Below are 22,101 nucleotides of genomic sequence, written 5' to 3' on the forward strand. Positions count from 1 at the left end.
TCAAGCGCCAGCGAGGTCCGCCAGCTCCGTCGGCCATGGGTAGGCCACGAGGACTTCCGCCGACAAGTCGAGCGCGGACGGCAGGCGCCGGAACATCCGCATGCGTTCACGCATGAGTGGATTGAGCGAGACCACGTCGTCCATGACATGAGCTGCTGCTGCAACCACCACGCGGGCGGGGCTAACACAGCTGAAGTTCAGGGCCGTGCGGACGGCATCCAATACGCGGTGCGCCAGCGTGTCGCAATCCAGGCCCGTTTCCTTCGACAACACGCACAAGGAGTTCGTAGCGGCCAATGCATGGATGCTCCAGGGCCGTTCCCCCGGCGCAACCAGCAAGGGTTCCATCATCGTGCGTGCGAGGATCTCGAGGGAGGTCACCAGGCTGCGGGCACCAGACAGAATCCAGCAACCTTGCCGACGATTGGGCAGATGATGCGTCGAGCCCAAGACCAGCGCTACCTCGCTGGCGCCGCGGCGGAATGCCTTCTGCATGGCCTCCACGGGGCCCATTGCATTCCAGCGTGCGCCGCCGAAGTCGCCGCTCAGGCGCGTGGCGTCGACCAGATGAATGACGACGTCCGGTCGTGACGCGGCCTTCGCATCGATCGACCATTTCAGCCGCCCGCCGAAATCAGGCAGATCAGGCAGCAGCCCAGCGGCCTCTTGCTCGGAAAACCCCCAGTAACGCAGCAGCACCTGCTGACGGCGTGGCTGGATGATTGTGGTCTGGTGATTGCCCGAGGCGGTGGCGAGATGCGACATCGCGTACATGCGTGGTCCTCCTGATGAGTACGACATGAGCGCATTGTTGCCGGCGATCTGCGCATTGCATGCTCAGATGGTGCGATTCAATGTCGATCATCGCGAAGACCCCATAGCGAAGAAGCTTGGGGGAATCCCTCGTCCGGGGGGATGGCACTTTGGGTGGAGCCGTTCAGCATGTCGGCCTTGCCGCCGTTGTTAGCGATAATGTTGGGCAGTGCCGATCAGGAGTAAATAGGCAATGACAGTAGGCCATCGACAGACCATCATCACGCAGGGGCGATTCGCCGCGCAGACGCTGCGCTTGGACGCCGCGCGCCACGGGCGGCAGGGCGTGCAGGTCCTCGCCATGGACCAAGTGGCGGCACGGCTGGCAGGCGGGTTCATCCAGCCGCTCGACGACGACACGCTGCTGGCGGTTCTGCAGGCCGTACTGCCCGATATCGAACTGGGCGAACTCGACAAGATCAGGCTGCTGCCGGGCATGGCCGGCGCGGTTGCCGACACATTGCGGAAGGCCTGGCGGGCCGGCATCGACTTGCAGGCACGCGCGGCGGACCATCCGCGGCTGACGTCGCTGGCGTGCCTCGAAGCGGCAGTCGTGGCCAGGCTCCCGAAGGCCATGCTGTGCCCGCCCGACCTGGTACGGGCGGCGATGCAGCGCATTGAACTGGCGCCGCGGCTGTTCGGCGCGATCGAATGTGTGGGCATGGCCGACGTGGCACCATGCTGGCGCCCGCTGCTGATGGCACTGACCGCGAGGCTCGACTTGCACTGGCAGGCCGGTCCCCGCCAGGTGCCCGAATGGCTGGTGCTGCCTGCCTCCCAGGTAGTGACTGCGCCGGCCATGGCACCAGCAGTGAGCGTGTTCAATGCGGCAACGGCGCAGCATGAGGCCATCGAGGCCATGCGCTGGGTACGAGAGCTGCTGGCCAGCGGACGCGCGCGGCCCGAAGACATCGCCATCTCCGCGGTGTCGCCGGCCGACTATGACGACTATTTTCTGTCGCTCCGGGCCGACGCCAATCTCGACATCCACTTCGTGCACGGCGTATCGGTGCTGGCCAGCCGCGAGGGACAGACCGCGGCCGCGCTTGCCGACATCCTGGTACGTGGCCTGTCGCAGGTGCGCATTCGGCGGCTTGCCCGCCTGTGCGCGGGGGGCAAGGGGCTACTCGGCGGATTGCCGTCGGGCTGGACGCGCATGCTGCCGGCGGACGCGCCGATGACTTCTGGTGCGGCATGGAGCCGATGGCTGGCCCGGCAGGCGGCGCAGGATTGGCCGGATGAACAGGACCACGGGCCGGCGCTGGCCAAAGTGCTGTCCCTGCTTGGGCAGGGCGTGCAGGCAGCGCACGAGGCCGGCGAGGCCTTACTTGAGAGCCGGGCGCTGGCCATCTGGCGGAGGGCATTGCTCGCCGGGCCGCCGGCAGCCATCGATGTGACACTGGGCACGCTTAAGCAGAACGACGGGCTCGAAGCCTGTGCCAGCGTGGCATGGATGCCCGCCGCGTCGCTGTCGGCCGCGCCGCGTCGTTTCGTGCGGCTTCTTGGCCTGAATTCCTCGCGCTGGCCGCGCGGCGTGAGCGAGGATCGCCTGCTTTCCGACCATATCGTGCCGTCGGCGGAGCTCGATCCCACGCCCGCTGGCGCCATCGATCGTCGCGATTTCGCGATCATTCTTGCCACCACGCAGGGCGAAGTGGTGCTGTCGCGTGCCCGGCGCGACGCGGAAGGCCGGCTTCTCGGGCGCAGCCCGCTGCTGCATGGCCTGCCAGAGGAGAATTATCTGCGGCGCAATGGCGTGGCGGCGCACGCATTCAGCGAAACGGACCGCCTGCTGTCCCGGCCGGCGGAGTTTGCCGGGTTGCCCCAGGCGCAGTCGGCCGTGCAGGCCTGGCTCGACTGGCACACGCCGGCGCTTACACCGCACGACGGCTTGGTCCGTGCCAACCATCCGGTAGTCGCCGCCACGCTGGCACGCACACAATCGGCCAGCTCGCTGAGCCGGCTGCTGCGCAACCCGCTCAGTTTTGTCTGGCAGTACGCGTTCGGCTGGCGGGCGCCGCAAAGCGGCAGCGAGCCGATCGTGCTCGACGCCCTGAGCTTCGGAAACCTGGTCCACCTGGTGCTGGAGAGGGCTGTACACGCGCTGGAAGCCGGAGGGAGTCTGGCTGCGGCCAGTCCGGCCGCTATTGATGCAGCCGTGGCGACGGCCGTTCGGGAGGCGGCAGTGCAGTGGGAAGTGGAAGCGCCTGTTCCGCCGGCGGTGATCTGGCGCCGCACGCTCGACGAGGCGCGCACGCTGGCATCGCTGGCCCTGCGGCACCGGGACGCGCGGCTGGCCGATGCCCGCGCCTACGGCGAAGTGCCGTTCGGCGGGGCGGAGCCGAAGCCCGGCAGCCGCGCAGTGCCCTGGCATGCCACGGCGCCCGTCGAGATCCCCGGCACTGGGTTCCGCATCAAGGGATATATCGACCGCATCGACATCGCGCGCGATGGCCGACGGGCGGCCGTGACCGATTACAAGACGGGCCGCGCCGTGGAGGACGACGCGCGGCTGCGCGGCGGCAGGGAGTTGCAGCGCTGCCTGTACGCGTTCGCGGTCAAGGCGCTGCTGGGCAACGACGTCGAGGTCTACGCCTCGCTGCTGTTTCCGCGCGCGGGCGTGGATTTGCCACTGACAGATCCCGAGCAGACGCTCGCCGATCTGGTCGGCTACCTGCGCATCGCGCAGCATAGCCTGCTGGAGGGGGCGTTGCTGGCCGGCACGGACGCCGGCGGCAGCTACGACGAACTTCGCTTTGCGCTGCCGGCCAATGCCTCCGCTACTTACCTGCGCCGAAAGATCGAGGCCACCACTGTACGTCTGGGCGCTGCTGTCCAGGTCTGGGACGCTGCATGACAAACACCATGACCATGACCCTTGCTGACAATGAAGCCCGCCGCGTGGCGATCGCCGCGCACGACCGCTCGCTGCTGGTGGAGGCCGGCGCGGGATCGGGCAAGACTGCCGTGATGGCTGGCCGCATTGTGATGCTGCTGGCCAATGGCGTCGCGCCCAAGCGGATTGCCGCCGTGACGTTCACCGAACTGGCCGCGAGCGAGCTGCTGATCCGCGTGCGCGAGTTCGTGGCCGCGCTGTTGGCCAATCCGGCGCAGCCACCTGCGGAAATGGTTGCGGCGCTGCCGAACGGGCTCGATGCGGCGCGGCAGGCCAACCTGGCTGCCGCCAACCCTGTCATCGATGAGATGACCTGCTCGACGATCCACGGCTTCTGCCAGCGCCTGATCAAGCCCTATCCGGTGGAGGCCAATATCGACCCCGGTGCCACGCTGATGGATCGTGACCAGGGTGATCTGGCCTTCCAGGAGATCGCGGACGGCTGGCTACGCGACGCGCTGGCGGCAGACGATAATCTGCTGGCCGAACTGGCGCTGCGCGATCCCGATCAGACTATTGCGCTCGTGCACAAGGTGCTGGGGCTGCTTCGGCACAACCGGCACGCCACAGCCAGAAGGCCAAAGCCGCTGGCCGCGTCGGGCGCGCTGTTTCTCCAGGCTAGCGCGTCGCTTGCGGCGTTCCTGCGCGAGTGTGGCGACGCGGCCGAGGCCGAGACTGTCGACGTCTCAGCATGCTTCGAGGGCATGGCCACGGCGCTGGCGCCGCTGCTCGACCGGGATGGCCCGGCTGTGCTGGCGGCATTGCTCTTCACGCGTGCCGATGATGCGTTGCTGACATCCTCTGGCGGCTTTGCCGCGTATCGCAAGAAGGGCAAGTGGCAAGCGGCGGCGAAGCTGGCGGGTCTGTCGAAGTCCGACGCCGACCGACTCTGCGACCAGGCAACGGTGTACTACACGGCTTGCTGCGTGACCTGGGACGACTTCTCGCAGCAGATGGCCTCTCATGTGCTGGCCGAGATAGTGGCGCTGCTCGGGCCCGTGGCCGAGCGCTTTCGCGCCTACAAGCGGGACGCCGGCCTGCTCGACTTCGACGACCTGATCCACGCCGCGCGAGACCTGCTGCGCGACCACGAGCCGGTCCGGCAGTCGCTCGCCGCGCGCTACGCACACGTGCTTGTCGACGAGTTCCAGGATACGGATCCGCTCCAGTCGGAAATCTTCTGGAGGTTATGTGGCGATCCTCCTGCCGGCTCGGACCTGTCGGACTGGAGTCACTACCGGATCCGCGAGGGGGCGCTGTTCCTCGTTGGAGACCCGAAGCAGGCCATCTACCGCTTCCGGGGTGCGGATGTGGCCGCCTATGTGCGGGCGCGGGATGCATTTGCCGCGCAGGACGCCAGCAGCATCCTGACAATCTCTACCAACTTCCGCTCTCAGGCTCCGATCCTGCACTACGTGAACGAGCGTTTTGCGGCTCTGCTGTCGACGGAGATCGGGCAACCCGGTTTCACCGCGCTCGATCCATTTCACGTGGGCGCAGACGATGCGCCGTGCGTAGTGGCGCTGGACGTGGTGGCGGCCGGGGCTGGATCGGAGCAGTTGCGTGACGCGGAAGCGGAAGCCGTGGCGGACCTGTGCTCGCGCCTGATCGGCAGCCATAGGCTCGTGGATCGCAAGAGTGGGGCATCGCGCGCGTGCCGCCCAGGCGATATCGCCCTGCTCGCGCCCATGGGCAGCGAGCTGTGGCGCTACGAGGAGGCGCTGGAGCGCCGCGGCGTGCCGGTGGCCACCCAAGCGGGGAAGGGCCTTTATCGCCGGCAGGAGATCCAGGACCTGATCGCATTGACCCGGGTACTGGCCGATCCCGCCGATACGCTGGCGCTCGGGGCGCTGCTCAGAGGGCCGCTGGTGGGGCTGAGCGAGGAGACGCTGCTCGATATTGTCGCAGCGCTGCCACGGCCGGATGATGCGCCCGAAACGATCCCCCGCCTCAGCCTTGGCACCGACGCGCAGCACATCGTCGACCCGCACGCGCGCGATATCCTCCAAAAGCTGCAGTCGCTGCGCCGCCGGGCCAATATCACCACGCCGCATGACTTGCTCGCCCAGGCAGTGGACGTCATGCGCGTGCGCCCGTTGCTGACGCAGCGTCATCGCGGACAGGCCGAACGGGCACTGGCCAATGTAGATCTCTACCTGAACATGGCAAGCGCCTATGCCGTGCGCGGCCTGCGGGCGCTGGCGATTGCCATGACAGAGGCATGGGACGACGAATCGCGCGCGCCGGAAGGACGTCCGGACGCGCAGGAAGAGGCCGTGGCGCTCTACACGATGCATGCCGCCAAGGGCCTGGAATGGCCGATCGTGGTGCCGATCAATACGATGACACAGACCCGTGCCGCGGAGAGCACGCTGGTGGATCGTCAGAACGGCTGCATTTACTGTCCGGTGTTTGGCCTGTCGCCGATGGGCCTGGACAAGGCACGCCGGGCCGAGCAGGAGGAAGTGGGGCGCGAGCGGATCCGGCTCTGGTATGTGGCGGCCACTCGGGCGCGGGACCTGCTGGTGCTGCCGCGCTTGGCCGCAGACGTGCGCGACAATATGTGGATGGCCCTGCCGCGTTTCCCTCTGCGCCAACTGCCAGCCCTCGATGTCGCGGAACTGCCCGAGGCACCCGGCATTGCGCCGGTCGAGGCGGGTAATCAGCAGACCCGAGCGCAGTTCGAGGAAGAGGCCACGCGCATCGTGCAGGCACATCACAAGCTAACTTGGCTGGCACCGAGCCGTGACGAAGGGGTCGGTAGCCCGCTGCTGGCGCCTGCCGAACCCGCCGCAGTGACGACGAACCTCGACGATGGGGCTGCCGTGGCAAGTTCGCCGAGGGTGCAAGGCGGCCGCGAGCGCGGTCTGCTGATCCACAAGCTGCTCGAAGAGGTGCTGAATGGAGAGGTCGTCGACGATCCGGATGCCCTGCGGGCGCGTGCAGACGTTCTGATCGACATGCTTGGATTGGTTTCCCACGACGATCCGGCTCGCGGGGTGTCGGCGGCCGAGATTGCCGGTTGCGTGGGCCGCACGTTGGCTTTGCCCGAGATTGCCGCGATCCGGCCGGTGCTGGTGCCCGAGTACGCGCTATTGTCGGCGACAGTCACCGAAGCTGGGGAATCGGTGCTGTCGGGCATCGCTGATGCGGTCAGCTTTGCCCCCGATGGCAAGCCGCAGGTGGTGATCGACTGGAAGAGCGATGTCAATCCGGCTCCCGAGACGATTGACCACTATCGCGCACAGGTGGGCCATTACCTGGCGATGACCGGGGCGTTGTGCGGGCTGATCGTCATGGTGACATCGGGCCGCATCGTGGAAGTCAGAATAAACTGAAGAGTGGCATGGCGTATCCGATTGAAAACAAGCTGGTCATCGGCGTGGCATCCAGCGCGCTGTTTGACCTGAGCGAGTCCGACGAGATATATCGACGGGAGGGCGTGGAGGCCTACCGGCTGCACCAGGAACACAAACTTGACACCCCATTTGGCAAGGGCGTTGCGTTTCCGTTCATCAAGCGGCTGCTGGGCATCAACAAGGCCTTCCCGGAACAGCAGCCGGTAGAGGTGGTGCTGCTGTCGCGCAACTCGCCGGAAACCGGGCTGAGGATCTTCCGATCCGTTGAGCACTATGGTCTCGACATCTCGCGAGCAGCGTTCATGGCGGGCGGCTCACCGCATCCTTATATCCCGGCATTCAATGCCTCGCTGTTCCTGACGGCCAACGAGGCCGACGTGCGCGACGCCATCGACGCGAACTACCCGGCCGGGCTGGTGCTGCCGTCCATGGTGTTCGACGACGAATTCGACAGTGAGCTGCGCGTGGCGTTCGACTTCGACGGGGTCATAGCCGACGATGAATCAGAGTCTGTGTTCAAGCGGAACAACGATGTAGGGGAGTTCCAGGCGCATGAACTGAGCCGCCGCGAGATTCCCCACCAGCCCGGCCTGCTGGCCAACTTGTTCCGGCAATTGGACGCCCTGCGACAACTGGAGGAGGAGCGGTTGGCACAAAATCCCACATACAGGAAAATGGTCCGCATGGCGATCGTTACGGCCCGCAATGCACCGGCCCATGAGAGGATGGTGACCACGCTGAAGAGCTGGGGCGTGACGCCCGACCAAGCTTTCCTGCTCGGCGGCATGGAGAAGGCGCGCATCTTGGACGTGCTGCGGCCGCACATTTACTTCGACGACCAGATTGGCCACCTGCGCTCGGAGGCCGGCAACATCCCGATGGTCCACATTCCGTTCGGCATTGCGAATCGGCACGCCGCGTAGTGCGGTGCCTTTCAATTTGCTCCGAATGCATGGAGCGGAGCGTTTCATCAGGCGTGATGCATAGGACAGTGCGAGTCGCGTTGCCAATAGGCGGCAAGCGCAACACGGCATTCGCGTCAGCTGTTCTGCAGCACCACGAAACGGGCTTCCGCTGGTTGCGTGCGTCTCGCCGAAGCCGGCCACAATCACGCGCGTGGCGACTTGAGTGTCAAGCTCGCCAATCAGCTGAAGCGGGCTTCACGCGCACAGATTGTGATCTGTGTGGTCTGCGCAGCGTCACATGATGCAGACCGGCTACTTCAATTGCCTGGTTGTGCGCGTAGCGCGGTTTGCCACGCTATGGCGAGGTCGGAATCGCGGCATTCCCATGCTTCCAACCATGCGAAACTGGCTCTTTGGACCGTCTGGCGCATTTGGACCGTCGTCAAATGGCATAGATGTGCTGGAAATTCCCCGAGGGGCGCTAGAAGGTTAGATGAACCGGGCGAGACCTTCGTGTCGTGGAGAAATCAGTCCAGCGCCGGCACGCTCTGCCGTCCAAGTTCCGGCTCTTCTGTTCTAGATGATGGCGATCGTATCGAGCTTAGCCCGCATCCGGTCGTGCCGCAGATGTCCGTAATGTTTGTCGATCATATCGGTCGACGTCCCGGCCATCCGGGCCACTTCGAAGCTGTCGATGCCGCTCGCGATCATTTCGCTGATCGCCGTGTGGCGAAGCGAGTACATTACGACCGAATCAGGAAGCTGAGCTGCTTTGACCGCGTCCTTGAACGGCTTCTTCCACGAGTCCTTGTTCCAAGGCTGCCCGTACTCAGTCGAGAAAACGGGTGCGTTGACGATCTTGCCCTTGGTCTGCTCCTCGAAGAAGCGAATTGCTGTCGTCGACAGCGAAACGACGCGATGCCCGGTCTTCCCATCAAGGACAAGCGTGCCTTGCTGACGATCGAAATGTTTGACGCAGGCGCGTGCGAGTTCGCCTGGACGAGCTGCGGTGAACAGCATGGCTTTGACCAGTTGCCGGATGTCTTCGGCGCACGCCTCGATCAATGCGCTTCGCTGCTCTGTCGGGAGGAACGACTGCCTACGACGCCCGACATCTTTGAACTTCGAGACCGTTTTCCATCCCGCGTCGGTCGCAACCAAGCGATCATGTAGTGCAAGATTCAGGGCTGCTTTCAACGACGCGAGGTTGCGATTCGCCGAGTCCTTGGCACGCCGGAGGTCGTCTTCGTCCTCGGCGGACTCCTCGATTTCGGTGATTTGCTCGGCGAGCCATTCCTTCACGTGTGAAGTGCGCAGCTTTGAAAGATCGATGCGGCCGATTTTGTCGTTGTAGACCAGCCGTTTGAAACGGCCTTCGGCGTCCGATTTGCTGGGCGCGCCTTTATGCAGCCCCAGATGCTTGACATAGTGCTCGCAGGCATCCTTGACGGTCGTGGTCTTGGTGGACACCCCGGCGTCTGCAGCCTTCGACCATTCGAGCGTAGCTTTCACCGCATCATCGAAGTTCGGGAGGGTACCGAGCGCCTTGTACTCCTGTTTGCCAGCCTCGTTGCGTCTGCGAGCAATCCAGGTCCCATCGCCCTCGGCGAGCTTACGGAACCCGACGTAGAGACCGGATTGAACCCGAGCAAAATAGGGTTCCCGGCGGGAGGGCAGCTTGTCGCGGGCGGTTTTGCTGGTGATGGATGTGGCCATGATTCTCGTACGGAAAGGGTACGGAAATTATAGGCTGGATTGCGTTGGGCTTTGTTGGCATTTTTATATTTAAAAATCAATGACATAAGAATCATCATTGGATTGGTTTGGATGTCGTTGGGGTTGGTTTCCTGCCCTCCGAAGGCAGGGGTTGCTGGTTCGATCCCAGCCGGGCGCGCCAATCCCATCCGGGTTCCCGCATTTCCACGAAGAAGAACGAACAACCAGGTGGTTCCCGCTGCGCTCAGGCTGTCGGCGCAGGGGCGAGCACGCTGTCGCCCACCGGTTCCGGCACCCGGTCGTCGCTGACTACCCGGTTGCGGCCCGCATTCTTGGCGGCGTAGAGACGTCGGTCCGCCACCATCAGCATGGTGTCGAGGTTGTCGGTGCCGTCGGCGCCGAGATCCGATACGCCGATGGAAACCGTAAATCGAATCTCGCCCTTGTGGGCCGCATCGGGGGCCGGCTCGCATACTGCCTGGCCAAGGATGCCGCGCAGCCGCTCGGCGGCCTGGGCCGCTTCCTCAATGCCGGTGTGCGGCAGCAGCACGGCGAATTCCTCGCCGCCAATGCGCGCCGGCACGTCGATGGCCCGCACGGTCGCGCGCGCCACATCGGCAAGCTTCCTCAGCACGCGGTCGCCGCTGGCGTGGCCCCAGTTGTCGTTGATGCGCTTGAAGCGGTCGATATCTATCATCAGCATCGACATCGGCGTCTTCTCGCGCAGGCTGCGGTTGTGCTCGACGGCAAATCGCGCCTCGAACACGCGGCGGTTGGCCAGCCCCGTCAGCGCGTCGGTCTCGGCCAGTTCGCGCAGCGCTTCGCCGCGGGCGAGGTAGTGCGAGAACAGCTTGCGAAAGCCCTGCAGCGTGACCCACAGCAGCACCGCCAGCGACAGCGCGCTGGCCGCCAGCACCGCGCTCAGGCGCGAGGCGGCGCGCAGCAGCAGGTCCGTGGCGGAGAAGTAGTCCACCAGCATCAGGTTGCTGTTGCCGATGCGCTGGAACATCAGGCGGCTGCCGTCGGCCAGGTGTATCGTGCCGGCGCCGCGACTGAACATCTCCTCGGGCGTGGCGGCGCGCGACGAGGGTGGCACGACCGAGGCAATCTTTTCGACACCATTGACGTTGCGCGTGCTGGCGCCGATCAGGTGGCCGTCGATATCGATCAGGAAGCTGCGCACGCCCTTGCGCGTGGTGTTGGTCAGGTAGGCGTCCAGGCTGCGTTGCGAAATGCCGGAAATTGCCACGCCGCGGAACTGCGCGTGCAGGTAGACCGGCAGGCTCAGCGTCAGGTACATGTCGCCGCTGCCATCGTCAGCCGGCACTATCTGCCAGCGCAGGGTGCGGTCGGGATTGTTGTGTGGCTGGTGCTCGCGCAGGAAGCCTGCGTTGCTGACGCGTCGCAATACGGCGGCGGCGCGCGCGGGCGGCACCGGCGGATAGGTAACAAAGAAGCCGTTGGTGGACACGTACATGAGCTTGCGCGTGACCAGTGGGTTGACCGGCTCCGCGCTCAACAGCTGGCTGAGGCCGCGTGCCACGTACAGGCCGGGGAGCAGGTCTTCGTCGCGGCGGTAAAAGCCGTCCATGCCTTCCAGCAGGCGCGGGCCGACGCCCAGCAGCGCCGCATCGCCTTCAGGTGCCGGCAGTTGCCACTGGTCATCGTTGCGGTGCGCGTAGGCAGCTTGCAGCGGCGGGTCGACTTCAACCGCGTGCGGGCCCATCTGCAGGCGGATCAGGTGCTGGGCGAAATTGCGCACGCTGCGCAGCCGCTCGGATTCCACGTTCAGCACCGAGCTGATGCCAGCCACTTGCAGTTGCTGGGTTTGCTGCAGGGTCTGCACTTCGTGGTCGCGCAGCACTACCAGGCCGTGTACGGAAATGACCAGCAGCAGCACGGAAGCAGCGGCAAAGGACAGCACCACGAAGCGTTGCGGTGTACGCACTGCCTGCTCCCATAGGCGGTCGAGCAGTGCGGAAAGGCGGGGGCGCATGAGTGACTCCAGGGGTTTCCTGAATCCGTGCACGCAGCCTGTAGCATTCGCGATCGGGTTCGTGGGCGCGGAGTTCAGCGAAAGCTGAACTCATCATGTGTCATCTGGAATAAAAGGCAAAGGGCATTGATATGTCATTGCCAAATAAGAAATGATCGAGACTATCCGGAAATGGATATCGTCATTACAGGCACGGATATCGCGACGCGCACTTTATCCCGACGCGAAAAGCTTCATGACCCAAGGAGCTTGCTGCGTCAGCTGCGCGCGGGGCCGGCTTGCTATGATCCAGCCATGGTCGACGAACTAGTCATTCCCCACCACGAATTCCAGATCACTGCGATCCGCGCGCAAGGCGCAGGCGGCCAGAACATCAACAAGGTGTCCAACGCCGTGCATCTGCGTTATGACGTTCGGACTTCCTCGCTGCCACCTGACCATAAGGAACGTCTTCTGGCCTTGCACGATCACCGCATCACCCGCGATGGCGTGGTGGTGATCAAGGCGCAGCAATTCCGCAGCCTCGAGCAGAACCGCGACGAAGCGGTGCGGCGCCTGCATGAGCTGGTGCGCAGCGCGGCCACGCCGCCGCGCGTGCGGCGTGCCACGCGTCCGACGCTGGCATCGCGCCAGCGCAGGCTGGAAGGCAAGAGCCAGCGCAGCCAGGTCAAGGCGCTGCGCGGCAGGGTGTTCGACTAGCCCCGCTTATGGGGCAAGCCTCAGGTCAGCGCGCGGACTGCAGCGCGGCAATGCGTTCCTCGATCGGCGGATGGCTGGAGAACAGCGCCATCCACGACTTGCCGCCGGCAATGCCCATGGCCTGCATGTTCTGCGGCAATCCGTCCGGCTCCAGGCCGCCCAGCCGGCGCAACGCCGAGACCATCGGCGTGGGCGATCCCATCAGGCCTGCGGCGCCGGCATCGGCGCGGAATTCGCGGTGTCGCGAGAACCACGCCACGATGATGCTGGCCAGGATGCCGAACACGATCTCGCAGACGATCACCGTCACCATGTAGCCGATGCCGGGGCCGCTCGATTCCTCGTCGTTCTTGCGCAGCATCGAATCGACGAAGTAGCCGACCACGCGCGCCAGGAAGATGACGAAGGTGTTGACCACGCCCTGGATCAGCGTCAGCGTGACCATGTCGCCGTTGGCCACGTGCGCGACCTCGTGTGCCAGCACCGCCTCCACTTCCTCGTGCGACATCGATTGCAGCAGGCCGGTGGACACCGCCACCAGCGAGCTGTTCTTGGTCGCGCCGGTGGCGAAGGCGTTGGGCTCGCCGTCGTAGATCGCCACCTCTGGCATGGGCAGGCCGGCGCGCTGCGCCAGCTTTTCCACCGTCTGCACCAGCCACAGCTCGGTGCTGGTGCTCGGGTGGGTGATGACCTGCGCGCCGGTGGACCACTTGGCGATGGTCTTGGACATCAGCAGCGAGATAAACGCGCCGCCAAAGCCCATCAGTGCCGCAAAGGCCAGCAGCGTACCCAGGTTCAAGCCGTTGGCGGTCAGGAACCGGTTCACGCCGAGCACGCTGGCGGTGATGCTGAGGACGATCATGACGGCGATGTTGGTCGCCAGGAAAAGCAGTACGCGTTTCATGTGTGTATGGAATGCAGTCGAGTGCAATCGAAGTGGAGCAACAGTAGAGCAACTGCGGCGGGATGCGGCAAGTCGCAAGTGCGCACCGCACTCGCGGCACGGCGCGCGGGAAACGGCGGACGCGGACAACCGCGGCCGCACGCTCAGGCCCGCGGCGGGCGGGGCAGCAGCGGCAGGTCGGGTTCGGGCAGCGGGGCGCCGGCGTAGCGCGGCGGGCCGGAGCGGCCCGCCCACGCTGCGAGGCGCAGAGGAGATGCCGGCAGCAACTGCTCGGCAAGGTCGGCGCCGGGCTGCGGTTGCGGTTCGGAGGATTCGGGCGCAGGCGCAGCATCTGCCGGTGCGGCTTGTTCGGCATCGCCGGCCATGTCGTCGGCAGCGCTTGCAGCCGGTGCGGCGGCGGACGCCACCAGTCCGTCGCTCATCGTACCCACGGCGTGCGCGAGCGCACCCGCCCAGCCCGGAAGGGGCAGGAAGGCCAGCATCATGACCAGCAGCAGAAGCCGGAGCGAACGCACTTGGGGGACGACTTATCGGTAGGTGTTGAGGGATTCTACAGGATGCGCCAAGACGGCGGCGCCGGTTGCGGCACGCCGCTGCAAGCTTGCTCGGACTGCCCTACACTAGCCAAAACCCTGGAGTGATTACAGGGATTTGGCCACCCAAGACAGGACTTCTACCATGCGTATCGGCGAACTTTCCCGTACCAGCGGCTGCGATGTCGAGACCATCCGCTATTACGAGCGCGAGGGGCTGCTCGACGCCCCGCGGCGCGAGGCCAACGGCTACCGGCGCTATGACGACGGCCACCTGGTGCAGCTGAATTTTGTGCGCCATTGCCGCTCGCTCGGCATGAGCCTGTCGGACGTGCGGCGGCTGCGCGAGTTCGAGCGCAACCCGTCGCAGGACTGTGACGACATCAACACGCTGCTTGACCGCCAGATCGCGCAGATCCACGCGCAGCGGGTGGCGCTGGAGGCGCTGGAAGGCCAGCTGCGCGCACTGCGCGAAACCTGCCACCACCATCACCACCAGCCCGCCAGCGAGTGCGGCATCCTGCAGAACCTGCAGCAGGCCGCCGCCGGGGCCGCCTGTGAATGCCATTCGCCCGCGCAGGATGCCGGGCATGCCGCCAATGGGTGAGGTACGCGGGCGCGCCGCTGTGCTACGATGGCTGTCACCGTGACCGCACCACAGCAGTGCACGAACCCGGTCGGCGCCTTGCATAGTAAGTGATGACTTGCCTCGCAGGCCTTACGGCTGAATGGCCGCCGCACACCAATCCTTTCCGCATGACCGTGAACGATCGCCTGACGCCGATGAATGACGTGCCTGTCCGCCTGCAGCGGACCGGCCGTCCGGGCGCGTCCGCGTTCGTCATGTCCCCCCGCCGGATCAGCGCACCGCCTGCATCCGCCCGGTTCCCAGCCTGACTGTCTCCCACCACGGGGCCCGGGCCGAACCGGGCCCGAGCCAGCCTCTCCATGGTTGCCGGCGACTGACATACCGTCGCCGGCACCGTTGATATCCGCGCTGCTGCGCAAAGCCAAGACTTGACCGCGCTGCCGCCTGCCACTTGTCATGCGGCCGGGCCGCGCCAATCCATGACTGCCGGAGGATCCGCCGTGAAGTCCACCAAGAAGCAATCCGCACAATCCGTGTCGCTGTACCTGACCGAACTCGACGTCACGCGCCTTGAGCGCATCGCCAGCCGCGCCGGCTCTGCCCAGCTCGAGGACATGCTCGACAGCCTGCTGGCGCGCGCCACCATCGTCGCGCCGGATGAAATCCCGACCGATGTGGTCACCATGAACTCGCGGCTGGTGTGCACCCTGCCGGGCGATGCGTCGCCGCGCAACTGGACCTTGGTCTATCCGGATGCGGCCGACTTCGACGCCGGCCGGCTGTCGGTGCTGTCGCCGGTCGGCCAGGCGTTGCTGGGCGCTCGCGCCGGCCAGACCGTCGGCTACCGCCTCCCCGACGGCCGCGAGCAGCAGGTGACGATCAGCGAGATCGCTTTCCAGCCGGAGGCCAGCGGACAGTACACACTCTGAGCGGCCGCCGCGCCAGCGCCAGCACATGCCGGACAAGCCACACGCACGCCGCGCCGCGTGCGTGCGACCGGCGCTCCCTGGACACCATTCATCGGCAAGCGAGTCGTTTCACGACTCGCAACGCACCATTCGTCGCAGCGGCATTTCTGCTTGCGCGCACTGTGACTAATCTTCAGTCCGTGCTCGTATCGCAACGTAGATTGCCGGGCGGTCGGAGCTTCACCCGGCCAGAAAATAAGACAGACGAAATCAGTTGAAGGAGTCCCGAAATGATCGCCAGACGTATCCTTGGCGGCGCGCTTGTGTTCGCGGCAGTGGCCGCGTCCGCTGCGGCGTTGGCTGCCCCCGCCACCAGCAAGGTCGGCAAGTTTGATGTGTATGCCGATGCGCTGCGCGCCGGCAAGTATGACGTGTACACGGACGGCGCCAAGCAAGGCAAGTTCGATACATACACCGATGGCGCCCGCACTGGCCGCTTCGATGTGTACTCGGAAGGCTCGCGCCAGGGTGGCAAGTTCGACACCTTTACCGAAGGCACGCATACCTTCAGCGGCGAGATCTCCAAGCAAGGCAAGTTCGACACCTTCAGCGAAGGGACGCACACCTTCAGCGGCGATATCGCTGACCGCGCGCTCGACAACTCGCGCACCGGTGACGGCTCGCTGTACGGCTATCGCGTCTGAGCGGCGCAGCCGAACGCCTGAACTTTCCGGTCCTCACCCGACCTGAAGCGGCCACCCACGGTGGCCGCACGTTTTCTCTCCCGCCTGCCCGGCCGACCTCCTCCTCCTTCTCTCTTCGCCTGGCAGGCGTTTTTCTCCCCCTTTCCTGTTTGCCGCACGCCTGCGGGGCGGGTGCCGTGCCGGGCTAAGGCCTCATGGTTCGCGCGCGGCGAAGGTGTCGCACTTGCGGACGTCGCCCGATTCGATGCCGCGGCGCAGCCAGCGCACGCGCTGCTCGCTGGAGCCGTGGGTAAAGGCCTCGGGCACGACATAGCCCTGCGACTGGCGCTGCAGCCGGTCATCGCCGATCGCGGCGGCGGCCTTCAGGCCTTCCTCGATATCGCCCGGTTCCAGCAGTTGCTGGTTGGCGCGCTGTGCGGTGGCGGCCCAGACGCCGGCCAGGCAGTCGGCCTGCAGTTCCATGCGCACCGACAGCTGGTTGAACTGCGCCTCGCCCATGCGGCGGCGGGCGGCGTCGACCTTTTCGGACACACCCAGCAAGTTCTGCACATGATGGCCGATCTCGTGCGCGATCACGTAAGCCTGGGCAAAGTCGCCACCGGCGCCGAAGCGCTTGCGCAGTTCGTCATAGAACGCCAGGTCGATATAGACCTTCTGGTCGCCGGGGCAGTAGAACGGGCCCATCGCAGACTGGCCGGTGCCGCACGCGGTCGGCGTGGCGCCGGAGAACAGTACCAGCGTCGGGGGCGCGTAGCGCCGGTTCAGCTCGGTTTCGAAGATGTGTTGCCAGGTGCGCTCGGTATTGCCCAGCACCTTGCGCGTGAAGACCGTCATCTGGTCGGTGGCCGGCGGGCGGTTGGCCTGCTGTTGCTGCTGCTGCGGCCCCGAGCCTTGCAGCACCGATGCGCCCTGCATGATCAGCATCGGGTCGATGCCGAAGAAATACGACGCGGCCAGTGCGATGATGACCGTGCCGATGCCGATCGACTTGCCGCCCAACCCGCCGAATCCGCCGCGGCGGTCTTCTACGTGCTGGCTTTCGGCTTCGTCATCGAGACGCATGTTGCGGGCTCCTGGGGCGGAAATGTGATGTGTGAATCCGGCGCTGGGCCAGGTGGGAGTCAGTATAGCAACGGCGCCGCAGGGCACCTTCGGAGCGTTGCACGTCCCAAAAAAAACACCACCCGATCACCCTGGAGACGGGCAACGCGGGCGGTGTGCGGCAAACATAAGAAACCGGGCTTGCGCCCGGTCCGGTCACTGCCTGAACGTTCCGGGACGGAACGTTGGTGCGGGGGCTAGGCCAATGCGGCTTCCCGCGTGGACGAGGTCGTGGCCACCGCGCTGGCGCCGACTTCCGCCACCCGCAGCAGGTTGGTCGTGCCGCCCTGGCCGAACGGCATGCCAGCCGCGATGGTGATCTGGTCGCCAGGCGCGGCGTAGCCTTCCGCCAGTGCCGCGCGCGTCGCGGCATCGACCATCTCGTCGACGCTCTGCACGTCCGGGCTCACGGTGGAGTGGATGCCCCATGCGATCGCCAGCCGGCGCGCGATCTCCAGGTTCGGCGTGATGCTGACGATCGGCGCGCACGGCCGCTCGCGCGCGGCGCGCAGCGCGGTGGCGCCCGACGACGTATAGGTCACCGTCGCCGCCGCGCCGATGATCTGCGTGACTTCGCGCAGCGCGGCGCAGATCGCATCCTGGCGCGTGTTCAGCGGCGTCTCGTGCTGCGCGTCGAGCAGGTTGCGGTACAGCGGGTCGCGCTCGACCTCGGTGACGATGCGGTTCATCATCGACACCGCCTGCACCGGGTAGCGGCCGTTGGCCGACTCGGCCGACAGCATCACCGCATCGGCGCCTTCGTAGATCGCGCTGGCCACGTCCGACGCTTCGGCGCGCGTCGGCACCGGCGAGTCGATCATCGATTCCAGCATCTGCGTGGCGATGACGACCGGCTTGCCCAGCTGGCGGCACACGCGCAGGATGCGCTTCTGCACGCCGGGCACGCGCTCGGGCGGCAGTTCCACGCCGAGGTCGCCGCGCGCCACCATCACCGAATCGGACACGCGCACGATCTCTTCCAGCTGCTGCAGCGCGGCCGGCTTCTCGATCTTGGACAGGATGCCGGCACGGGTGCCGACGATCTCGCGCGCCTCGACGATATCGGACGGACGCTGCACGAACGACAGGCCGATCCAGTCAGCACCCAGCGACAGCGCGAAGTCCAGGTCCTTGCGGTCCTTCGCCGTCAGCGCGGGGATGGGGATCACCGCGTCGGGCACGTTCACGCCCTTGCGATCGGACAGCGTGCCGTTGTTGGCCACGCGCGTGGTGATGGTGCCGGTGGTCACCGACTCGATCGCCAGGCGCACCTTGCCGTCATCGATCAGCAGCGACTGGCCCGGCTGCGCGGCTTCGAACAGCTCGGGGTGCGGCAGGTAGACGCGGGTGCCGTCGCCCGGCGTGGGATCGCTGTCGAGCACGAACACGTCGCCGGTGCGCACCGCGACCTTGCCCGCGGCGAAGGTGCCAATGCGCAGCTTGGGGCCTTGCAGGTCGGCCAGCACGGCGATGGGGCGGCCGGTCTCGGCCTCGACCTGGCGCACCGCGTCGTAGCGCGCGCGGTGGTCCTCGTGCGTGCCGTGGCTGAAGTTCAGGCGGAACACGTCCGCGCCCGCATCGAACAGCGCGCGGATCAACGCGATGTCGGTGCTGGCGGGGCCGAGCGTGGCCACGATCTTCGCTTTGCGCTGGCGTCTCATGATGTCTCCTCTTCCATTCTCGGTAGCGGCGCGTCGGCGCCGCGAGTCAGTCGGTACTACGTTGGCGGCGATCGTCAGACGATCAGGATCGCGCGGAAGTCGTTCACATTGGTACGGGTCGGCCCGGTGACGATCAGGTCGTCCAAGCCGGCGAAGAAGCCGTAGCCGTCGTTGTTTTCGAGATGCGCACGTGCGTTAAGCCCACGCGCTGCGGCGCGGGTCAGCGTGTCGGGCGACAGCAGCGCGCCGGCGTTGTCTTCCGAGCCATCGATGCCATCGGTATCGCCGGCGATCGCATGCACGCCCGGCAGGCCGTCGAGCGCCACCGCCAGCGCCAGCAGGAACTCGGCATTGCGCCCGCCGCGGCCCTTGCCGCGCACGGTCACGGTGGTTTCGCCGCCGGACAGCAGCACGCACGGCTTGCTGAAGGGCTGGCCGCGCTGCGCGACCTGGCGCGCGATGGCGGCATGGACTTCGGCCACTTCGCGCGCTTCGCCTTCAATGCAGTCGGACAGGATATGGGCCTCGAAGCCCAGTTCGCGCGCACGCGCAGCGGCGGCCTCCAGCGATTGCTGCGCGGTGGCCAGCGTCACATTGCGATGGCCTTCGAAACGCGCATCGCCCGGCTTGGGCGTCTCGCCGGCACCGCTCTCCAGGTGGGCGCGCACGTTGGCGGGCACGTCGATGCCGTACTTGGCGATCACGGCCAGCGCATCGGCGCAGGTGGTCGCATCCGGCAGCGTCGGGCCGCTGGCGATGAGGGTCGGGTCATCGCCGGGAATATCGGAAATCAGCAGCGTTTCCACGCGCGCCGGCGCGCAGTGCAGCGCCAGGCGTCCGCCCTTGAGCGCGGACAGGTGCTTGCGCACGCAGTTCATCTCGCCGATGCTGGCGCCGCTCTTGAGCAGCGCCTTGTTCACGGACTGCTTGTCGGCCAGCGTCAGGCCCGGCGCCGGAGCGGCCAGCAGCGCGGAGCCGCCGCCGGAAATCAGGCACAGCACCAGGTCGTCGGCGCCCAGGCCCTGCACCAGTTCCACCATGCGCTGCGCGGCGCGCGCACCGGCTTCATCGGGAACGGGGTGGGCGGCTTCGACCACCTCGATCCGCTTGCACTCCGCGCCGTGGCCATAGCGCGTCACCACCAGGCCCGACAGCTCGCCTTGCCAGTTCGCTTCCACTGCCTGCGCCATCGCGGCGGCGGCCTTGCCGGCGCCGATCACCACGGTGCGGCCCCTGGGCGGCGCGGGCAGGTGCGGCGGCAGGCAGTGGCTGGCGCTGACGGAAGCGACCGCGGTATCGAACAGGTCGCGCAGCAGCGCGCGCGGATGGATCTGTCCGGGATGGGCTGCCGTGCGCTGGGGCGACAGCAGGGCGGCTTGGGGTTCGGTGACGAGCATGAAGAATCCTGGTGCTGACGGGATACTGGCTGACTGCGAAAGCTAGTCGTCCCCGCGGGGCGGGGACGACTGGGGCACTGCTTACTTGGCGATCTGGTGGTTAGACATGATCTCGATCGCGCGGCACAGGGCCGAGTGATCCTGCTTGCCCAGACCGTTGGCCGAGCAGGTGTTGAACAGCTCCTGCGCGGTGGCGGTGTTGGGCAGCGCCACGCCCAGCGCCTTGGCGCCCTGCAGCGCCAGGTTCAGGTCCTTCTGGTGCAGTTCGATGCGGAAGCCCGGATCGAAGGTGCGCTTGACCATGCGGTCGCCGTGCACTTCCAGGATGCGCGAGGCAGCGAAGCCGCCCATCAGCGCCTCGCGCACCTTGGCCGGATCGGCGCCGGCCTTGGAGGCAAACAGCAGGGCTTCGGACACCGCCTGAATGTTCAGCGCGACGATGATCTGGTTGGCCACCTTGGTGGTCTGGCCGTCGCCGTTGCCGCCCACCAGCGTGACGTTCTTGCCCATCAGCTCGAACAGCGGCTTGACCTGGTCGAAGGCCTCTTGCGGGCCGCCGACCATGATCGTCAGCGATGCGGCCTTGGCGCCGACTTCACCGCCCGACACCGGTGCATCCAGGTACGAGGCGCCCAGCTTGTTGATACGCGCGGCGAAGTCCTTGGTGGCGATCGGCGAGATCGAGCTCATGTCGACCACGATCTTGCTGTAGCTGGCTTCCTTGCCGGCGGCCTTCAGCGCGGCGGCAACGCCCTTGTCGGCAAACAGCACGGCTTCGACGTGCGGCGTGTCCGGCACCATGATGACGATGATGTCGGCACGCTTGGCGACTTCCTCGGCGCTGGTGCAGACGGTCACGCCTGCATCGACCAGCGCTTGCGGGGCCGGGTTGACGTCATGCACGAACAGCGTGTGGCCGGCGGCACGCAGGTGGCCCGCCATCGGTGCGCCCATGATGCCCAGGCCGATGAAGCCGACGTTGCGTTGGTTTGCCATATTGATGTCTCCTTGCTTGAGAGTAAGTCTGTCTTGGTTCGCGTAGGTGGTAACGGGTTACCACCGGGAATACCGTAGCGGTTACTGCACGCCGTGCGCGGCGCGCCAGCCCAGGCCGGCTTCGGTGGTGGTCTTCGGCTTGTACTCGCACCCGATCCAGCCGGTGTAGCCGATCTCGTCCAGGAACTTGAACAGGTACTGGTAGTTCAGCTCGCCCGTGCCCGGCTCGTTGCGGCCCGGGTTGTCGGCCAGCTGGATGTGCCTGATCTTCGGCAGGTTGGCCTTGATGGTGTTGGCGATCTCGCCTTCCATCCGCTGCATGTGGTAGATGTCGTACTGCACGTACAGGTTGGGCGCGTTGACCTGGTTGATCAGGTCCAGCGCCTGCTGAGTGCGCGACAGGAAGAAGCCGGGGATGTCGAAGGTGTTGATCGGCTCGACCAGCAGGTCGATATGCTCGGCGGCAAGCGCGCCGGCGGCGAAGCGCAGGTTTTCCACCAGCGTTTCCTGCGCCTGCTCGCGCTTGACGTTCTGCGGCAGGATGCCGACCAGGCAGTTCAGCTGGCGCACGCCCAGCACCTTGGCGTACTTGATGGCCTCGCCCACGCCGTCCTGGAACTCGCCGACGCGGTCCGGGTGGCAGGCAATGCCGCGCTCGCCCGCGTCCCACTTGCCGGCCGGCAGGTTGTGCAGCACCAGGTCCAGCTGGAAGCGGTTCAGGCGGTCAGCGATCTGGTCCGCGTGGAATGCATATGGGAAGAGGAACTCCACGCCGCGGAAGCCCGCGCGCGCGGCGGCTTCGAAGCGGTCGAGAAAGCCCACTTCGTTGAACAGCATGGTGAGGTTGGCCGCAAGTTTGGTCATTTGTCATCTCCTGTGACTTGGTTTTTGTGCGCCATCCCCGCTGGCGCGGGGATGGCGTTC

At 66.1% G+C, this 22,101-nt stretch carries 17 protein-coding genes; 7 read left to right on the plus strand and 10 right to left on the minus strand.

The window, feature by feature from the left end; genetic code table 11:
- Positions 1-774 carry a hypothetical protein gene (locus J8I34_RS11235; RefSeq protein ID WP_209806061.1) on the minus strand — a complete coding sequence of 258 codons (774 nt, stop codon included), beginning with the start codon at positions 772-774 and terminating at the stop codon, positions 1-3.
- A 232-nt stretch (positions 775-1,006) separates the two neighbouring features.
- On the opposite strand from J8I34_RS11235, the gene J8I34_RS11240 reads away from it, so the two are divergent.
- From J8I34_RS11240 to J8I34_RS11250, 3 genes are read left to right on the plus strand one after another with little or no spacing between them, the layout of a single operon-like run.
- Positions 1,007-3,670 carry a PD-(D/E)XK nuclease family protein gene (locus tag J8I34_RS11240; protein WP_209806062.1) on the plus strand — a complete coding sequence of 888 codons (2,664 nt, stop codon included), beginning with the start codon at positions 1,007-1,009 and terminating at the stop codon, positions 3,668-3,670.
- Positions 3,671-3,678: 8 nt separating this feature from the next.
- Complete coding sequence (locus tag J8I34_RS11245) at positions 3,679-7,047, plus strand: UvrD-helicase domain-containing protein (RefSeq protein WP_209806063.1); 3,369 nt, start codon at positions 3,679-3,681, stop codon at positions 7,045-7,047.
- Positions 7,048-7,055: 8 nt separating this feature from the next.
- Positions 7,056-7,991: a 5'-nucleotidase gene (locus J8I34_RS11250; RefSeq protein WP_209806064.1), complete on the plus strand. Its 936-nt coding sequence runs from the start codon at positions 7,056-7,058 to the stop codon at positions 7,989-7,991.
- Between the two features lie 558 nt (positions 7,992-8,549).
- On the opposite strand, the gene J8I34_RS11255 is transcribed toward J8I34_RS11250, so the two are convergent.
- Positions 8,550-9,689, minus strand: a complete 1,140-nt coding sequence (locus tag J8I34_RS11255; RefSeq protein WP_209806065.1) for a tyrosine-type recombinase/integrase — start codon at positions 9,687-9,689, stop codon at positions 8,550-8,552.
- Between the two features lie 244 nt (positions 9,690-9,933).
- On the minus strand, positions 9,934-11,685 hold the full coding sequence (locus tag J8I34_RS11260) for a diguanylate cyclase (RefSeq protein WP_209806066.1): 1,752 nt from the start codon (positions 11,683-11,685) through the stop codon (positions 9,934-9,936).
- A gap of 294 nt (positions 11,686-11,979) precedes the next feature.
- Here J8I34_RS11260 and arfB point away from each other — a divergent pair, with 294 nt between their 5' ends.
- Complete coding sequence (gene arfB, locus J8I34_RS11265; RefSeq protein WP_029046594.1) at positions 11,980-12,384, plus strand: alternative ribosome rescue aminoacyl-tRNA hydrolase ArfB; 405 nt, start codon at positions 11,980-11,982, stop codon at positions 12,382-12,384.
- 25 nt (positions 12,385-12,409) lie between these two features.
- On the opposite strand, the gene htpX is transcribed toward arfB, so the two are convergent.
- Positions 12,410-13,288, minus strand: coding sequence for a protease HtpX (htpX, locus tag J8I34_RS11270; RefSeq protein WP_029046595.1), 879 nt, complete (start codon positions 13,286-13,288; stop codon positions 12,410-12,412).
- 143 nt (positions 13,289-13,431) lie between these two features.
- Positions 13,432-13,773 (minus strand): hypothetical protein, encoded by a 342-nt coding sequence (locus J8I34_RS11275; protein ID WP_209775873.1) that lies wholly within the window; start codon positions 13,771-13,773, stop codon positions 13,432-13,434.
- 193 nt (positions 13,774-13,966) lie between these two features.
- Here J8I34_RS11275 and J8I34_RS11280 point away from each other — a divergent pair, with 193 nt between their 5' ends.
- The 3 genes from J8I34_RS11280 to J8I34_RS11290 all read left to right on the plus strand — a co-directional run bounded on the left by J8I34_RS11280 (position 13,967) and on the right by J8I34_RS11290 (position 16,022).
- A complete protein-coding gene (locus J8I34_RS11280; protein WP_029046597.1) occupies positions 13,967-14,428 on the plus strand; it encodes a Cd(II)/Pb(II)-responsive transcriptional regulator in 462 nt (153 codons plus the stop codon).
- Between the two features lie 482 nt (positions 14,429-14,910).
- Positions 14,911-15,339 (plus strand): nucleoside diphosphate kinase regulator, encoded by a 429-nt coding sequence (gene rnk, locus J8I34_RS11285; protein WP_371748066.1) that lies wholly within the window; start codon positions 14,911-14,913, stop codon positions 15,337-15,339.
- Positions 15,340-15,608: 269 nt separating this feature from the next.
- On the plus strand, positions 15,609-16,022 hold the full coding sequence (locus tag J8I34_RS11290; protein ID WP_029046599.1) for a hypothetical protein: 414 nt from the start codon (positions 15,609-15,611) through the stop codon (positions 16,020-16,022).
- A 192-nt stretch (positions 16,023-16,214) separates the two neighbouring features.
- Here J8I34_RS11290 and ypfJ read toward each other — a convergent pair whose 3' ends face one another.
- The 5 genes from ypfJ to hyi form a co-directional block, all read right to left on the minus strand.
- The gene (gene ypfJ / locus J8I34_RS11295; RefSeq protein WP_209806068.1) at positions 16,215-17,084 is read right to left on the minus strand and encodes a KPN_02809 family neutral zinc metallopeptidase; all 870 of its coding nucleotides are present in this window, start codon (positions 17,082-17,084) and stop codon (positions 16,215-16,217) included.
- Between the two features lie 236 nt (positions 17,085-17,320).
- Entirely contained in the window at positions 17,321-18,784 is a 1,464-nt protein-coding gene (gene pyk / locus J8I34_RS11300) for a pyruvate kinase (RefSeq protein WP_029046601.1), read from the minus strand.
- A gap of 74 nt (positions 18,785-18,858) precedes the next feature.
- Positions 18,859-20,181 carry a glycerate kinase type-2 family protein gene (locus J8I34_RS11305; RefSeq protein ID WP_209806069.1) on the minus strand — a complete coding sequence of 441 codons (1,323 nt, stop codon included), beginning with the start codon at positions 20,179-20,181 and terminating at the stop codon, positions 18,859-18,861.
- Between the two features lie 81 nt (positions 20,182-20,262).
- Positions 20,263-21,177, minus strand: coding sequence for a 2-hydroxy-3-oxopropionate reductase (locus J8I34_RS11310; RefSeq protein WP_029046603.1), 915 nt, complete (start codon positions 21,175-21,177; stop codon positions 20,263-20,265).
- An 81-nt stretch (positions 21,178-21,258) separates the two neighbouring features.
- Positions 21,259-22,041: a hydroxypyruvate isomerase gene (gene hyi / locus J8I34_RS11315; RefSeq protein WP_029046604.1), complete on the minus strand. Its 783-nt coding sequence runs from the start codon at positions 22,039-22,041 to the stop codon at positions 21,259-21,261.
- Positions 22,042-22,101 lie beyond the last annotated feature (60 nt).

Source organism: Cupriavidus phytohabitans (assembly GCF_017815025.1).
GTDB lineage: Bacteria > Pseudomonadota > Gammaproteobacteria > Burkholderiales > Burkholderiaceae > Cupriavidus.

Excerpts from the sequence above, each read along its gene's own strand:
- J8I34_RS11275 (WP_209775873.1), bottom strand. The coding sequence starts at position 13,773 with ATGATGCTGGCCTTCCTGCCCCTTCCGGGCTGGGCGGGTGCGCTCGCG.
- htpX (WP_029046595.1), bottom strand. The coding sequence starts at position 13,288 with ATGAAACGCGTACTGCTTTTCCTGGCGACCAACATCGCCGTCATGATC.
- J8I34_RS11250 (WP_209806064.1), top strand. The coding sequence starts at position 7,056 with ATGGCGTATCCGATTGAAAACAAGCTGGTCATCGGCGTGGCATCCAGC.
- J8I34_RS11255 (WP_209806065.1), bottom strand. The coding sequence starts at position 9,689 with ATGGCCACATCCATCACCAGCAAAACCGCCCGCGACAAGCTGCCCTCC.
- J8I34_RS11310 (WP_029046603.1), bottom strand. The coding sequence starts at position 21,177 with ATGGCAAACCAACGCAACGTCGGCTTCATCGGCCTGGGCATCATGGGC.
- hyi (WP_029046604.1), bottom strand. The coding sequence starts at position 22,041 with ATGACCAAACTTGCGGCCAACCTCACCATGCTGTTCAACGAAGTGGGC.
- J8I34_RS11245 (WP_209806063.1), top strand. The coding sequence starts at position 3,679 with ATGACCATGACCCTTGCTGACAATGAAGCCCGCCGCGTGGCGATCGCC.
- J8I34_RS11305 (WP_209806069.1), bottom strand. The coding sequence starts at position 20,181 with ATGCTCGTCACCGAACCCCAAGCCGCCCTGCTGTCGCCCCAGCGCACG.
- J8I34_RS11235 (WP_209806061.1), bottom strand. The coding sequence starts at position 774 with ATGTACGCGATGTCGCATCTCGCCACCGCCTCGGGCAATCACCAGACC.
- ypfJ (WP_209806068.1), bottom strand. The coding sequence starts at position 17,084 with ATGCGTCTCGATGACGAAGCCGAAAGCCAGCACGTAGAAGACCGCCGC.
- J8I34_RS11260 (WP_209806066.1), bottom strand. The coding sequence starts at position 11,685 with ATGCGCCCCCGCCTTTCCGCACTGCTCGACCGCCTATGGGAGCAGGCA.
- J8I34_RS11290 (WP_029046599.1), top strand. The coding sequence starts at position 15,609 with ATGATCGCCAGACGTATCCTTGGCGGCGCGCTTGTGTTCGCGGCAGTG.
- arfB (WP_029046594.1), top strand. The coding sequence starts at position 11,980 with ATGGTCGACGAACTAGTCATTCCCCACCACGAATTCCAGATCACTGCG.
- pyk (WP_029046601.1), bottom strand. The coding sequence starts at position 18,784 with ATGAGACGCCAGCGCAAAGCGAAGATCGTGGCCACGCTCGGCCCCGCC.
- J8I34_RS11240 (WP_209806062.1), top strand. The coding sequence starts at position 1,007 with ATGACAGTAGGCCATCGACAGACCATCATCACGCAGGGGCGATTCGCC.
- J8I34_RS11280 (WP_029046597.1), top strand. The coding sequence starts at position 13,967 with ATGCGTATCGGCGAACTTTCCCGTACCAGCGGCTGCGATGTCGAGACC.